Origin of the sequence: Ectopseudomonas guguanensis (genome assembly GCF_900104265.1) — a bacterium.
GTDB lineage: Bacteria > Pseudomonadota > Gammaproteobacteria > Pseudomonadales > Pseudomonadaceae > Aquipseudomonas > Aquipseudomonas guguanensis.
Map to the genome: position 1 here is coordinate 88,496 of NZ_FNJJ01000008.1, position 13,942 is coordinate 102,437.

The 13,942-nt window shown below is 62.1% G+C and carries 13 protein-coding genes; 1 reads left to right on the plus strand and 12 read right to left on the minus strand.

Going from position 1 to position 13,942, the window contains the following annotated elements; genetic code table 11:
- Positions 1-26: 26 nt before the first annotated feature.
- From tssG to BLS61_RS13205, 12 genes are all read right to left on the minus strand, one after another.
- A complete protein-coding gene (gene tssG, locus BLS61_RS13155) occupies positions 27-1,064 on the minus strand; it encodes a type VI secretion system baseplate subunit TssG (protein WP_090431512.1) in 1,038 nt (345 codons plus the stop codon).
- Complete coding sequence (gene tssF, locus BLS61_RS13160) at positions 1,028-2,818, minus strand: type VI secretion system baseplate subunit TssF (RefSeq protein WP_090431514.1); 1,791 nt, start codon at positions 2,816-2,818, stop codon at positions 1,028-1,030. Before tssF ends, tssG begins: the two co-directional genes overlap by 37 nt.
- 27 nt (positions 2,819-2,845) lie before the next feature.
- On the minus strand, positions 2,846-3,232 hold the full coding sequence (locus tag BLS61_RS13165; protein ID WP_090431516.1) for a hypothetical protein: 387 nt from the start codon (positions 3,230-3,232) through the stop codon (positions 2,846-2,848).
- Between the two features lie 63 nt (positions 3,233-3,295).
- Entirely contained in the window at positions 3,296-3,685 is a 390-nt protein-coding gene (locus tag BLS61_RS23465; protein ID WP_139205557.1) for a hypothetical protein, read from the minus strand.
- A complete protein-coding gene (locus BLS61_RS13170; protein WP_090431518.1) occupies positions 3,678-5,150 on the minus strand; it encodes a PAAR domain-containing protein in 1,473 nt (490 codons plus the stop codon). Before BLS61_RS13170 ends, BLS61_RS23465 begins: the two co-directional genes overlap by 8 nt.
- Positions 5,140-5,565 (minus strand): type VI secretion system baseplate subunit TssE, encoded by a 426-nt coding sequence (tssE, locus tag BLS61_RS13175; RefSeq protein WP_003242065.1) that lies wholly within the window; start codon positions 5,563-5,565, stop codon positions 5,140-5,142. Before tssE ends, BLS61_RS13170 begins: the two co-directional genes overlap by 11 nt.
- 6 nt (positions 5,566-5,571) lie before the next feature.
- Positions 5,572-7,050: a type VI secretion system contractile sheath large subunit gene (gene tssC, locus BLS61_RS13180; RefSeq protein ID WP_090431520.1), complete on the minus strand. Its 1,479-nt coding sequence runs from the start codon at positions 7,048-7,050 to the stop codon at positions 5,572-5,574.
- A gap of 25 nt (positions 7,051-7,075) precedes the next feature.
- Entirely contained in the window at positions 7,076-7,582 is a 507-nt protein-coding gene (gene tssB, locus BLS61_RS13185; protein WP_003242063.1) for a type VI secretion system contractile sheath small subunit, read from the minus strand.
- Between the two features lie 54 nt (positions 7,583-7,636).
- Entirely contained in the window at positions 7,637-9,199 is a 1,563-nt protein-coding gene (gene tssA / locus BLS61_RS13190; RefSeq protein ID WP_090431522.1) for a type VI secretion system protein TssA, read from the minus strand.
- Positions 9,200-9,635: 436 nt separating this feature from the next.
- Positions 9,636-10,538, minus strand: a complete 903-nt coding sequence (locus BLS61_RS13195) for a D-hexose-6-phosphate mutarotase (RefSeq protein WP_090431524.1) — start codon at positions 10,536-10,538, stop codon at positions 9,636-9,638.
- Between the two features lie 97 nt (positions 10,539-10,635).
- Positions 10,636-12,012, minus strand: coding sequence for a TRAP transporter large permease (locus BLS61_RS13200; RefSeq protein WP_090431526.1), 1,377 nt, complete (start codon positions 12,010-12,012; stop codon positions 10,636-10,638).
- Entirely contained in the window at positions 12,005-12,550 is a 546-nt protein-coding gene (locus BLS61_RS13205; RefSeq protein ID WP_090431528.1) for a TRAP transporter small permease subunit, read from the minus strand. Before BLS61_RS13205 ends, BLS61_RS13200 begins: the two co-directional genes overlap by 8 nt.
- 243 nt (positions 12,551-12,793) lie before the next feature.
- Here BLS61_RS13205 and BLS61_RS13210 point away from each other — a divergent pair, with 243 nt between their 5' ends.
- Positions 12,794-13,891 carry a TRAP transporter substrate-binding protein gene (locus tag BLS61_RS13210; RefSeq protein WP_090431530.1) on the plus strand — a complete coding sequence of 366 codons (1,098 nt, stop codon included), beginning with the start codon at positions 12,794-12,796 and terminating at the stop codon, positions 13,889-13,891.
- Positions 13,892-13,942: the final 51 nt, after the last annotated feature.

A 13,942-nucleotide genomic window follows, 5' to 3' on the forward strand; every position in this document is an offset into this window, starting at 1 on the left:
CGACGGGCATGCCGTGAAGGCTTTCATCATTGGGCGAGCCTCTCGCGGCGTGCCTGTTCGTGAATCTTGCTGCCGAGGGTGACCAGACCGTCGGCGTTCTCACGGCCGAGCCAGGTGGTCCAGCCCAGCAGGCAGGGGTTGCCTTCGCCGATGCGCAGGTCGCGGATTTCGTCCTGACGCAGCTCCAGGCGGATGTCGTAGTCCAGCGGATCGCGCAGGGTGAAGCGCACCAGCGCGCAGAGCGGCTGGTAACCCGTGCCGATCGGCAGGAACTCGTGAAAGCGCGTCCAGCCCAGCTGGCGCACGTGGATGCGGAACTTGCCGCCGCGGTCGCGGACGCGCTCGCCGAGCACGGTGTCTTCGCCGAGCAGGCTGTTGGCGCGGCCGAGGCGGTTGCGCTGTTCTTCCAGCACCACCACCTGGCGCTCCAGGCACTGCTCGATGAACAGCTCGGCGTGCTTGAAGTAGTAACGCAGCACCGACTCGATCAGCGCCGCCGAATGGGCGCGCAGGCTGAGCAGGCCGAGGTAGGGCAGCAGGCGCTTCCAGTTCAGCTCCTGGGCCTGGCGGATCTGCTCGCTGCCTAGGCCGATCAGGGCAAACAGGTGCGCGGAGAAGGCGTCCATCGCCCCGCTCTGGAAGCTGGCGCGGTAGCGGTACTTCTGCCAGATCGGCAGCAACAGGCGCTGCAGACGGTTGTTGAACAGGTCGAGGAAGTCGCGGGTCGGGTTGCCGTCCTCGCTGTCACCCAGGGCCTGTTCGCTGTAGAAGGCCGGCAACGGCGAGCCGCCGCCGAACAGGCCGACCAGGTTGACGCGCATGCGCGCGCGCAGCTCGCCGTGCTCCTCGAAGAACTGCACGCGATCGATATCGCTGCCGGGGAAACCCAGGCTCGGGTTGGCCTGGAATTCCAGGTACTCGTAGAGGCGCTCGTCATCCAGTTGCGGATGGGCAACCTTGAGGCGCTCCAGCACCAGCTGTACGGCCTGGAACAGGCTGTACTCGCGGATGCCCCGGCTGAGCCGGTTCAGAGCAGGGGCTGCTGCCCCATGCGTGGCGTCCATTTGTACAACTCTCCCTGTGTGCTCTGTACGTGCAGCTCGTGGTAGCTGTTGAGGCTGGCGTAGAGGGCGAAAAATTCATTGAGTACCGAGGCGAAGAGGAACAGGTCGCCCTCGCCCAGGTAGCCGTCCGGGTTCATGGTCAGTTCGGTGCGCACGCCGCGTACCGGCAGGCCGCGATGCAGGCGGTCGACATGGCGGTGGCCGATGCTCTTGAGGCCACCGAGCAGGCGCTTGCTGACGCGCTCGGCGTGCTGGTCGTAGTAGCGCGGCAGGTCGTAGGTCTCGAGGATCACCTTGAGCGCCTCGACGTTGGCCAGCGACAGGTAGTTCAGCGACATGTTGGAAATCAGCTTCCACAGGAAGTCGCGGTGCAGCGGCGGCGCGTAGCAGGGGGTGACCGCACTGATGTTGCGGAAGCTGAGAAAATCCGGGGTGTCCTCGCTGGGCAGGCAGATATCGCCCAGGCTCAGCTGACGCGGCAGATTCTGGTTGGTGCAGGTCAGCTCGATGGACAGCGTCTCGTGCTGGTCGAGGTTGCGCAGGCCGAAGCTGAGCCAGGTCTCCAGGCCGTCGCCGAGCATCGACGGCTGCTGACGCACGCTGTAGTGCGGGCGCGCCACCGGCACGTCGAAGCTGGGGTCGTGCTCGAACGACTCGAACGGCACGTACTCCTCGTAGCCCATGCCGCCCGGCTTCCAGCCGGTGACGCGGTCCACCGAGAACACGCCGCAGTGCTGCGCGTCGAATTCGGCCGGCAGCAGCAGGTACTGGTCCTGCTTGCCGTCGAGGCGGATCGGGATGGCGTCGTGCTGGAACAGGTTGACCACCGGCGTGCAGTACAGGCGCACGTTTTCCAGGGTCGGGCGGATGCGCTGCACCCCGGCCTTGTGGATATCGAAGCGCAGCTCCAGGCCGCGCGCCTGCTTGAGCAGATCCTCGGGCAGGCCGTGGATGGCATCCAGGCCAAGCAGGTCGACGAAGAGGAACTTGTCCTGGAAGGCGAAGTATTCCTGCAGGTAGCGATAACCGCGGAAGGTGTTGAGCGGATAGGGGATCAGCGCCTCGTCCTCGGCGAAGCCCACCGGCTGCACCTGCTCGGGCTTGAGCTGCAGGGTGCCGAGAGTCTGGCCGAAGGCATCCTGCATCGGCTTGCCGGCCGCATCGAGCAGCACCAGCTGGATACCGCCGAGGTTGCGCAGCAGCGCCAGGTAGAGCATCTGACCGATATAGCGCTCGCCGGCCAGGTGCAGACGCAGCTTGTTCAGGCCGATCTCGCCGATATGACCATCGGCGCTCATGCCGAGGCGCAGGCTGAGCAGCGCGCCGTCGCCCTTGACCGAGTAGTCCAGGCCGTTCAGCGCCAGCGGCAGCACCTCGGTGGGGTAGCAGGTGCGAAAGCGGCAGGTGACGCCCTCGATGGCCTTGGCCTCCACCGGCGTGCCGCGCTTGACCGGCAAGGCCGGACCGGGACGGGTCAGCGGGTCGAACTGCAGCATGCTGAAGGCCGGCAGCGGACGCATGTAGTTCGGCCACAGCAGGTGCATCAGCGAATGAGTCAGCTCCGGCAGCTCGTCGTCGAGCTTCTGCCGCAGACGCCCGGTAAGGAAGGCAAAGCCTTCGAGCAGGCGCTCGACATCCGGATCACGCCCAGCCTGGCCAAGAAACGGCGCCAGCGCCGGGCTGCGCTCGGCGAAGCGCTTGCCCAGTTGGCGCAGGGCGGTGAGTTCGCTTTGGTAGTAGTGGTTAAAAGACATGCTATTTGCTCATCCCTAGGCTTGATGTCACGGACACAAGGTTGTATCGCGGATCTTCCATATGACTGGGGTGTGGCCTTTGCGCTCGACCGAAGAGCGTGTCAGCTGTGCAAGGAAGCTCTCCTTGTCAAGCACAACCGATTTTCCTTGCGCCTCAATATCCAGACGGTAGGCATCCGGAATGCTCTCCTCTAGCCTTTCGCTAAACGAGATATAGGAAAGCACCTCAACGGATTCGCCCGCTGCTAGGCTCTGACCGGGCGCGAACGGTCCCTTGCCATTGGAATATTCGCGAACAGATATCTCGACGGGGTAATTGCATACATTCTCGAAATCGACGATATGCACCGTTTTCGGTTGCGCGCTGCAGCCAACAGCAAGGAGCGAGTAGAACCACAGGAGGCGCTTAATCATCAGCCTTTCCTAATTATGCCGTTGCCACGCGTGCACAGGAATTACGAAATATCATTAATCCAACTACTCCGAGCACAATGAACTATCGCTGAAAATCCATATATGGCTATTACCTTTCACCACAGGCTTCATCCCCGATAGCCGCTCGATTAATTCATCCCTACCTAAACTCAATACCTTGCCTCTACCAAAAAAGACCCTGAGCTTATAGTCACTCTGCACTTGATCGGTAACACTCTCTGTGTAAGCCATATAGGAGGCAACAACGGCCTGTTTTCTTGGCGCAAGAGGCGTCTGATATGGCGACAGATCAAAGTTAGATCTATTCTCGGCTTCAACCGTCAACTCTTCTGCACAGCTATTTTCGAACAGCACGACATTGTGACGCGTCACTTGAGATGTACAAGCGATCACTGGCATCAGAAATATCACAATGAATAGTCTTTTAATCATTGAATTTTATCCGGCCCAGCCACACTAAACCTTTAACATCGTTTTCAGACGCCACCATGCGGCTAAATCTGTCTTTCCAGTAAACCTGCGTACTGTGATAGTGCATAATGTCTATTTCACCAGTCACCGGCATCGGGTTATTAGGTTTTTCACTTTGCCACAGGGTCGATGTGCTCTTATGAGTCCACGAATACTGTGGGATCAGACCACCATCGCCATATTCATTAAGCACTAAATGCCCAAACTCATGAGCGGCAGTCTCTTTGAACAGCCCATCAGCGAAGTCCTGTCCATCAGACCACCTAGATGGCGTATTACTCTCAACCACGAACTTGAAATAGGCATAACCCAGGTTATGGTGGATTTTCCGGAACACCCCGAAACTGGTTGAGCGTCCACCATCGTTTGTCAGGTTTTCAACAAGCGGGAAGTTTTTTGCCTTTGGCTCGATATTAATGTCAGCCGTGACACTGACCTTATAGCTCCCCACACTAGTATTTACTGGGACTCCGATACCCAGCGCACGATCTCCGCTGCGCGACCAGTAAAATTCAATGCCAGCCTTTGCCAAGTGCTCTAGCGTTTGGTAACTCAAGGCAGTTATATGGCTATTACTACCCTCTATACCTCCGTCCGAAAAACTCGGTCGCACGGTGACATTTACCTCTCCGGCGCTACGATCCACTCGAACATCGACCCACTCCACTTCTTGGGCCTTGTTCGTCAACTTGAATTCGCTCACCTGCTGCTCAGAGCCCCTGATAGCGGTAAGCCGGATAAACAGATCGGCGCTTTTCAACACCTTGGTATCGAGAACACCCGTGTTGCTGTAACCGTCCCACTGCCAGAGGTGCTCCCCCTCGGGTAGCAACGACGCGGTATCGGTTTCGCTGTAAAGCAACGCTTCACCATCGAAGACCTCCAGAGTCAGTCTGTCGGCCTCCTGCCTGCGATTGCGTATCAGGAAATCGATGGTTTCCTGATTCTTCGTAGTACCTTGAGCCAACTCTTCATAGTCGGGAATCATCAGGGGCGTCAGTACACGATTGCCTCCACGCTTTAGGCTAATGCTGTAATCCAGCCCTGGCTGTTCAGCCGCTTGTACCGGGGGAACAAGGGCGTTGACGACAGTTGCTGCCGCTCCGGCCAGAGAAAGCGGAGCAACCGGGCTGACCGCCGCCCCGCCGCCACTAGCCCCAATAATCACCGTCCCCGATCCGCCAATCACCACATTGCCGTGGCTCCCCACCGAGCCCACCACAGCCGCCGGCTTACCATTGATCAGCACGTTCGGAATCACCGCGCCGGCCATGGCGCCGCCGCAGGCGGAGGCATCGCCCATGCGCGCGGCGGGCAGGCTGTCGAACAGCACGTCGGGCGAGCCGGCGGCGATCGGGTTGGTGCCGTGGCCGGGAATCGGGCAGGCGGTGGGATCGCCGAGGCGGGCTGCGGGTTTACCGGACATGTGAGGCTCCTGGGTTGACCTTGACCTGACCGCTGCCGTCCAGGCTCGCGGAGAAACTGACCTGACGCCTGACGCCATCCATCTCCAGCATCGCGTCGATGGCGAAGGCCTGGCGCAGCGGGTCATGAGTGCGCGGCAGGGAAATCACGCGCACCTGGGTCAGTCGGGGTTCGTACGCTTCGATAAAGCGTTCGATGGCGATACGCGCCTGCTGCAGCGAGTCGTGCAGCGACAGGCGCATATCGTTCAAATCGGGCAACCCGTAGTCGGGCAGCGTCTGCACACTGCCCGCACGGGTGCTGAGCATCTTGGCCAGATGGGCAGCCACCGAGGCCATGGCGGCGACCTCGCGGCTCCAGCCGGCACGTTGGCCGGCCTCGCCACCGAGGCGCTCGAACAGGCTGCCGTAGGCCATGGCTGCTTACTCCTTGTCCAGCTTGCCGACCAGCGACAGGGTGAAGTCGGCACCCATGTACTTGAAGTGCGGGCGCACGTTCAGGCTGACGCGGTACCAGCCCGGCTCGCCTTCGACATCGCTGACGATGACCTGGGCGGCGCGCAGCGGACGGCGGCTACGCACTTCGGAGCTGGGGTTCTCCTGGTCGGCCACGTACTGGCGAATCCACTTGTTCAGTTCCAGCTCGAGGTCGGTACGCTCCTTCCAGGCGCCGATCTGCTCGCGCTGCAGCACTTTCAGGTAGTGGGCCAGGCGGTTGACGATGAACATGTACGGCAGCTGGGTGCCCAGCTTGTAGTTCAGCTCGGCGGTCTTGCCTTCTTCGCTGATGCCGAAGAACTTCGGCTTCTGCGCCGAGTTGGCGGAGAAGAACGCGGCGTTGTCGCTGCCCTTGCGCATGGTCAGGGCGATAAAGCCTTCCTCGGCCAGCTCGTACTCGCGACGGTCGGAAACCAGCACCTCGGTAGGGATCTTGGTCTCGATCTCGCCCATGCTCTCGAAGTGGTGCAGCGGCAGGTCTTCCACCGCGCCACCGCTCTGCGGGCCGATGATGTTCGGGCACCAGCGGAACTTGGCGAAGCTGTCGGTCAGACGGCTGGCGAAGGCGTAGGCGGTGTTGCCCCACAGGTAGTGCTCGTGGCTGTTGGCCACGTTTTCCTTGTAGACGAAGGTCTTCACCGGGTTGTCTTCCGGATCGTACGGGTTGCGCAGCAGGAAGCGCGGTACGGTCAGGCCGACGTAGCGGGCGTCTTCCTGCTCGCGGAAGCTCTGCCACTTGGTGAATTGCGGGCCTTCGAAGTGGTCCTTGAGGTCCTTCAGGTCCGGCAGGCCGGTGAAGGTTTCCAGGCCGAAGAATTTCGGGCCGGCCGAGGCGATGAACGGGGCGTGGGACATGCAGGCCACCGAGGCGACGTACTGCAGGGTCTTGACGTCCGGGGCGCTCGGGTCGAAGTAGTAGTTGGCGATCAGGGCGCCGACCGGCTGGCCACCGAACTGGCCGTACTCGGCGGTGTAGATGTGCTTGTACAGGCCGGACTGCACGATCTCCGGGCTGTCTTCGAAGTCATCGAGCAGATCCTGCTTGGAGGCGTTGAGGATTTCCAGCTTGATGTTCTCGCGGAAGTTGGTGCGATCCACCAGCAGCTTGAGGCCACGCCAGGAGGATTCCAGGGCCTGGAAGTCCGGGTGGTGGAGGATCTCGTCCATCTGCCGGCTGAGCTTGGCGTCGATCTCCGCGATCATGCGGTCGACCATGGCCTTCTTCACCGGCTCGTTTTCGTTCTGCGGCTTGAGCAGCTCTTCGATGAAGGCCGATACGCCGCGCTTGGCGATGTCGTAGGCCTCGTCATCGGGAGTCAGTTTGGTTTCGGCGATGATGCGGTCGAGAATGCCGAATTCGGCGGCGCTGTGGCTGCTTTCTACGGCTGCGCTAGTCGTGCTCATGAATATGCGTCCTTGTCAGTGGGGATCAGGAATCCAGCTTGTCTTTGGCGGCCAGGCCCAGTTCGCCGAGCACGCGGTCGCGCGAGTCGTCGTCGGAAAGCACGCTCTCGATCGCCTTGCGGAAGGCCGGGGCGTTGCCCAGCGGGCCTTTGAGGGCGACCAGGGCGTCGCGCAGTTCCATCAGCTTCTTCAGCTCCGGTACCTGCTCGACCAGGTTGGCGGGGTTGAAGTCCTTCATGGAGTTGATGCGCAGCTGCACGGCGAGCTCGTCATCGGTCTGCTCGTCCTGCAGACGGTTCGGCACGGCGAAGGTCAGGTTCAGTTCCTGCTTGGCCAGCACTTCGTCGAAGCTGTTCTTGTCGATGCTGATGGGCTTGCGGTCTTCGATCTTGCGATCGTCGGCACGCTGGGTGAAATCGCCGAGCACCATGAGTTTCAGGGGCAGTTCGATTTCTTCCTGGGCGCCGCCAGTGGCGGGTTTGAAGGTGACGTTGATGCGTTCCTTGGGGGCTACCGAGCCTTCTTTGGCCATGGCTGTTCTCCTTTGCGTTGATGGCCCGGGGGCCTTGATTGGCGTATTGGCGCCTTACTCCAGCACCACCTCGAGGTCGAGGTGGCACAACCTGCGATAGATCTCGTCTTTGCTGTCGCGCACCGCATGGTTCTGCGGCAGCAGCTCGCAGCAGTTGTGCAGCAGGCGCAGCACATCCAGGGCGAGATCGGGTTCCCACTCGCCGAGGCCCGAGGCCTGCAGCGTCTGGTCGAGCGATTCGAGTTGGGTCTTGGCCAGGTCGTACTTCTTCGCGGCGAAGCACAGGCGGGCCAGGGTCAGTTGCCAGAAGAAGCGTTCGCGGCCGCCACGGGCGCGCGACATGCCCTGCTTGAGCTGCTGCACGGCGGCCTTCAGGCCGTCCTTGCGCAGGCCGGGGAGCACCTGCTGCAGCGCCTCTTCCCAGGGCGGCGTGGCGCCCTGCTCGCTGGCGGCAGGTTTCTTTTCCACTTCCGGGGCCTGCAGGTGCGGCAGCACATGGGCGCCGATCCAGGCGCGGGTTTCGGCATCGGCGAAGGGCACACCGTCGTGGAAGCGCAGCTCGTCGAGGCCGGGCACGCGCTGCAGGAACAGGGCGAGCTGGATTTCCACCTCGCGCATGGCCTGCTCGGCCTTGAGCTCCTGCAGGCATTCCCAGACCAGGCGCTGGCCATCGAGCCAGAACGGCGCACGGGCAATGCTGGCTTCCAGATCGGCGAGCAGGTCGGCGTAGGCGCCCTGGGCGAAGCGCTCCTTGTACGACGCCAGCTTGTCGGCCGGCAGACCGCGCAGGGCGGTGATCTGTTCGGCGTTGCGCTCGGGCAGTGACTCGATGGGCAGCCACAGCAGGGTACGCGCCAGGCGCAGCGGCTTGAGGTCGGTGGCCTTGTTCTTCAGCCACCAGGCGCACAGTGGGCGGGCGGCGTCCTGCTGGCCGCGCAGGGCCTTGTGCGCATCCTTCTCGCTTTCGATGGGGCCGCTGCCGGTGATGATCTGGGTGGCGACCTGCTTGACCTGGGCGATTGCGGCGCCCACCGCGCCCGGCTCGGCCTGGCCCTGGCTGGCGCGCTTGATCTGCTCGTCGAGGCGGCGGCACAGCGGCAGCAGCAGCGGCGAGTCCTCGCCGAGGTGGCTGGACAGGGCGGCTTCCAGACCATGCAGGTGTTCGGCAAGACGGCGAAACAGCGGCAGCTGCTCGCTGATCGGTACGTGTTCGGCCAGCGCCTGTTCCAGGCGCGGCAGCAGCCAGTTGATGGCGGCGGCGCGGGTCCGCGCCTTGCGCGGGTGCAGCTCGTGCCAGTGGTGCTCGCAGAGGTAGTGCAGCAGGTTCAGGCCGGCCTGCAGGCCGGCGAAGGATTCGCGCTGGAACAGGCCCCAGGTCAGCCAGGTGGCGGCACGCAAATCCTTGGATTGATTGGTCAGCAGGTGCTCGCTGCCCTCACGCACCTTCTGCCAGTCGATGGCGCCGGTTTCGTGCAGCGAGGAGGCCTTGCCCAGCTCGGTTTCCAGCATTTCGTATTCGCTGGAATAGCGCACATCTTCACCCGCGAAGTTGCCCTCATTAATAGGGGTCTTGGCCAGATTCAGATAATGAGCGGTGAGCTTGCTGGAGTACGTCATTCCATGACTCGACTATATAAAGTGGGCAACTTCCGCGACATTGCAAATGGCCATCAGACCACAGCAAAAACACCGCAGTGCGCAACTTTTTGCGCAGCTGTTTGTGCAACAACTTGCGCAAGATCCTTATAGGTCGGGCATCCTAGCCCCATGTCCAGAGGTGGGCAACCGCTTGAAGTGTGAAATGCCTAACATTCGAGGACATCTTTCAAAATATTACCGGAACGTCAGTACCGAGTACTTGTCCTGCACTTCGAACAAGTTGTCATCTATGTTTTGGCAGAGGGGACATATTCTTCGCTAGTTGTAGGAAATAACTTACTAGCAAATTAGTGGCGCATCACATTTAATGGCAAAGTGATACTTTTTTATGTGACGCCGACCGCTGTTTCGGGTACTGGCTTTGTGCCAGGCGGCCGGCGTCGGAGCGTGACGCTTAGTGTTCAAGCGTCTCGCTGGAAAGCCGCAGGTCGAGTCGGTGCCGTTCGTCGGTTTTCAGCTGCACGACGTCCTCCAGCACGTTGGCCGTCTCGATGCACAGCATGTTCTGCCAGGCGTCATCGGGAAACTGCGACAGACGCCTGGCCTTGTCGATCCAGGGATTCCACAGCACGGCCGAGCGTGAACCACGGGCATCCAGATGAATGCGTCGGCCCCAACCCGGATCGACGATGCTCAGTCGTGCAGGCGTGTCGAGATAGATGCGATCGGTTTCCGCGGCAAATACCGGCGCGTCCTGCTGACGCAGTTCCTGCCAGTCCTGCAGGGTGTCGATATAGCGACAGGCCTGCAGCCCCTCGACGCTGACCTGGCGCACGTCGCTGACGGCGAAGTAGGTGTGCAGGGCCTGGCTCAGGGTCAGCGGCGTATCACCGCGATTGTGGGTTTCCAGGCTCATGCCGAGGTCCTGCGCCAGGCGCACGAAGAAGGTCAGGCCGACATCCCGGGGCCACCCTTCCAGCGGCTGGTTGCGCGTGTCGTAGGCGAAACGCAGGGTGACCGCGTCGTCCTCCTCGTCGATGCCCAGCAGCTCCCAGTCCAGCGCCCGCACCAGGCCATGAGCCGGTGCCTGCTCCAGCTGATAGTGCGCCTGCACCGCCTGCGGATTGCGCCGCAGATCGCCGAACCAGGGCCAGCAGATCGGCACGCCGCCGCGCACGCTTTGTCCAGCCCGATAGGCTGCGTCCGGGCTCAGCCAGATCAGCGGCGGCTGCTCGCCCTGGCGGTAACCGAGAATCTGCGCGCCCTGCTGGGCCACCAGCAGCTCGCTGCCGGCGACGCGAATGCGCCAGCAGGTCAGTTGGTCCAGTTCCACACGTTCGACTTGGGCGGTGCTCATGACGACCTCTCGTTGAGATAGATGACCGGTAGTGTGACAACGCAAGAAGCAAAACGCCCGTCACAGGGACGGGCGTCTGTTGACTGCAAGCTATGACCTACTTGCCGTAGACCTGTTCCGGCAGCCAGGTGATCAGGCCCGGGAAGATGTAGGCGATCACCAGCAGCAGAATCTGGATCAGGATGAAAGGCACCACGCCTTTATAGATAGTGCTGGTGGCCACCGACTTCGGTGTCACGCCGCGCAGGTAGAACAGCGCGAAGCCGAACGGCGGCGTGAGGAAGGAAGTCTGCAGGTTCAGCGCGATCATCACGCCCAGCCAGATCGGGTCGAGCCCCATGGCCAGCAGCACCGGCCCGACGATCGGCACCACCACGAAGGTGATCTCGATGAAGTCGAGGATGAAGCCGAGCAGGAAGATCACCACCATCACCAGGAAGAAGGCGCCGAGCACCCCGCCTGGCAGCTGCGCGAACACGTCCTCGATCAGCGCTTCGCCACCGAAGCCGCGGAACACCAGGGAGAACAGCGAGGCACCGATCAGGATCATGAAGACCATGGCGCTGATTTCGGTGGTGCCATAGGCCACTTCACGCAGCTGGCCGAAGTTCAGCTTGCCCTTGCTCAGCGCCAGCAGCATGGCACCCACCGCGCCCAGGGCAGCAGCCTCGGTCGGCGTGGCGTAGCCGGCGAGGATCGAGCCGAGCACCGCGCCGATCAGAATCAGCGGCGGCACCAGGGCCTTGATCAGCTTGCCCCACTCGATCGGACCGAGCTCCTCCTGCGGCAACGCCGGCAGCTTCTTCGGCTGGAAGATCGCGGTGGCGATGATGTAGACGATGTACAGGCCGACCAGCAGCAGACCGGGCAGCAGCGCACCGACGAACAGGTCGCCGACCGAGACGGTCTTCGGCGAGAAGATGCCCATCTTCAGCTGCGCCTGCTGATAGGCGCTGGACATCACGTCGCCGAGCAGCACCAGCACGATGGATGGCGGGATGATCTGCCCCAGCGTGCCGGTGGCAGCCAGGGTGCCGGTGGAAATGGCCGGATCGTAGCCGCGACGGAGCATGGTCGGCAGTGCCAGCAGGCCCATGGTCACAACCGTGGCACCGACGATGCCGGTGCTGGCAGCCAGCAACGCGCCAACCACGCACACGGAAATCGCCAGACCGCCACGCAGGGTGCCGAACAGGCGCGACATGGACTCGAGCAGATCCTCGGCCACCCGCGAGCGTTCCAGCATCACCCCCATGAACACGAACAGCGGCACGGCCAGCATGGTCTGGTTGTTCATGATGCCGAACAGGCGGTTGGGCAGGGCGCTGAGGTAGCCGGGGTCGAAGGTGCCGGTGACGACGCCGATGGCGGCGAACAGCAGGGACACACCGGCCAGGGTAAAGGCCACCGGGAAGCCGGCCATCAAGGCCACGCAGATACTGACGAACAGCAGAATCGCCATCAACTCAGCCATGCTTCACCTCCGGAGCCGGCAGGCGACCGCTGATAACGTAGAGCGCCTTGATCAGGTTGGAAATGCCCTGCAGTACCAGGCTTACCACCAGTACCAGGATGATGCTTTTCTGCAGATAGACGAACTTGAGCCCGCCGGACTCGCCGGACGCTTCGCGCGTCGACCAGGAATTGCTGACGTAGTCCCAGCTGGCCCAGCCGAGAAACAGCGCCACCGGCAGCAGGAACAGCAGATTACCGAGAATCTCCACCAGCGCCTGACGGCGGCCGCTGAACTTCTGGTAGAAGATGTCGACGCGCACATGGCCGTTGCGCTGCAGCACCCAGGCCGCGGCACCCATGAAGACCAGCGCGTGGGCGTACAGAACTGCCTCCTGCAGTGCGGTAGCGCCAATACCGAAACCGTAACGCAGCACCACGACGATGGCGGTACCGATCACCAGAAATACGGTCAACCAAGCGCAGGCCTTGCCGAACACGCTGTTCAGAGCGTCGATTAGATTTGCAAGAGCGAGGGGAAATGAAGGCTTGTCGGACATAGTGAGTCCTTTATCGTTATGAGTAGGAGACAGACAGCAAACCGGTTGGCTGCACGTCACGCCGCCGGCGTCCTTGTGGGCCGCAGGCCGGCGATTCTAGGCAGGCTCTCGGTATCGCAGCAATGCCCGTACAACTTTAGTCGTATTGGCTAGGCTTGTAGGTCACGACCCCCTATGTTATTCACGCCCGGTCTACCTCCGGCGATCCCGTGGTAAGACCAATACAACAAGAAGGAGCATTGCATGAAACGTCGCGACATACTCGCCGCAGCGGGCGTAGGCCTTGCAGCAACCGCACTGGCTGGCTGTAAAGAAGAGGCCAAGAGCGCCGCCCCCCAAGAGGGTTCGAGTTCCCAGACCTTCAACTGGAAGATGGTCACCTCCTGGCCGAAGAACTTCCCGGGCGTCGGCGTGGGGGCCGAGCGCTTCGCCAGGCTGGTCGATGAAATGAGCAACGGCCGCCTGAAGGTCAAGGTGTACGCCGCCGGTGAGCTGGTACCAGCTCTGGAAGTGTTCGATGCAGTCTCCCGCGGCACCGCCGAAATGGGCCACGGAGCGCCGTACTACTGGAAGGGCAAGGTCCCGGCCGCACAGTTCTTCTGCGCCTCGCCGTTCGGCCCGAATGCCCAGGAAATGAACGCCTGGCTGCACCGTGGCGGTGGCCAGCAGCTGTGGGAAGAGGTGTACAAGCCGTTTGGCGTGCTGCCGATGGCCTGCGGCAACACCGGCGTGCAGACCGCCGGCTGGTTCAACAAGGAAATCAACTCGGTCGACGACTTCAAGGGCCTGAAGATGCGGACCCCGGGTCTGGGCGGCGAAGTGCTGACCAAGATGGGCGGCACCGTGGTCAACATGCCGGCCGGCGAGATCTTTACCGCCATGCAGACCGGCGCCATCGACGCCACCGAGTGGATCGGCCCGTACAACGACCTGGCCCTGGGCCTGCACAAGGCTGCCAAGTACTACTACACCCCGGGCTGGCAGGAGCCGAGCGTGCTGTTCGAACTGGACGTCAACCTCAAGGCCTGGGAAACCCTGCCGGCTGACCTGAAAGCCATCGTTCGCGCCGCCGCTCGCGACGTCAACGGCGACATGCTCGACGACTACAACGCCAAGAACATGGAAGCCATGGAACAGCTCAAGGCCGATGGCGTGGAAGTACGCCGCCTGCCGGACGAAGTGCTGGCGCGCCTGAAGGAAGTGGCTGCCGAGGTGGTCGAGGCCAGCGCCGCGGCCGACCCCGCTGCCGCCAAGGTCTGGGAACACCAGAAGGCCTACCTGCAGCGCCTGTACGCCTACGCGGAAAGCAACGAGAAGGACATCTACAATATCCGCGGCTGATCGCCAGGACCCAATGAAAACGCCGGCTGAAGCCGGCGTTTTCATTTCTGC

Coding starts and splice junctions, on each gene's coding strand:
- tssF (WP_090431514.1), bottom strand. CDS start 2,818: ATGTCTTTTAACCACTACTACCAAAGCGAACTCACCGCCCTGCGCCAA.
- BLS61_RS13165 (WP_090431516.1), bottom strand. CDS start 3,232: ATGATTAAGCGCCTCCTGTGGTTCTACTCGCTCCTTGCTGTTGGCTGC.
- tssA (WP_090431522.1), bottom strand. CDS start 9,199: ATGACGTACTCCAGCAAGCTCACCGCTCATTATCTGAATCTGGCCAAG.
- tssC (WP_090431520.1), bottom strand. CDS start 7,050: ATGAGCACGACTAGCGCAGCCGTAGAAAGCAGCCACAGCGCCGCCGAA.
- tssB (WP_003242063.1), bottom strand. CDS start 7,582: ATGGCCAAAGAAGGCTCGGTAGCCCCCAAGGAACGCATCAACGTCACC.
- BLS61_RS13200 (WP_090431526.1), bottom strand. CDS start 12,012: ATGGCTGAGTTGATGGCGATTCTGCTGTTCGTCAGTATCTGCGTGGCC.
- BLS61_RS13205 (WP_090431528.1), bottom strand. CDS start 12,550: ATGTCCGACAAGCCTTCATTTCCCCTCGCTCTTGCAAATCTAATCGAC.
- tssE (WP_003242065.1), bottom strand. CDS start 5,565: ATGGCCTACGGCAGCCTGTTCGAGCGCCTCGGTGGCGAGGCCGGCCAA.
- BLS61_RS23465 (WP_139205557.1), bottom strand. CDS start 3,685: ATGATTAAAAGACTATTCATTGTGATATTTCTGATGCCAGTGATCGCT.
- BLS61_RS13170 (WP_090431518.1), bottom strand. CDS start 5,150: ATGTCCGGTAAACCCGCAGCCCGCCTCGGCGATCCCACCGCCTGCCCG.
- BLS61_RS13195 (WP_090431524.1), bottom strand. CDS start 10,538: ATGAGCACCGCCCAAGTCGAACGTGTGGAACTGGACCAACTGACCTGC.
- tssG (WP_090431512.1), bottom strand. CDS start 1,064: ATGGACGCCACGCATGGGGCAGCAGCCCCTGCTCTGAACCGGCTCAGC.
- BLS61_RS13210 (WP_090431530.1), top strand. CDS start 12,794: ATGAAACGTCGCGACATACTCGCCGCAGCGGGCGTAGGCCTTGCAGCA.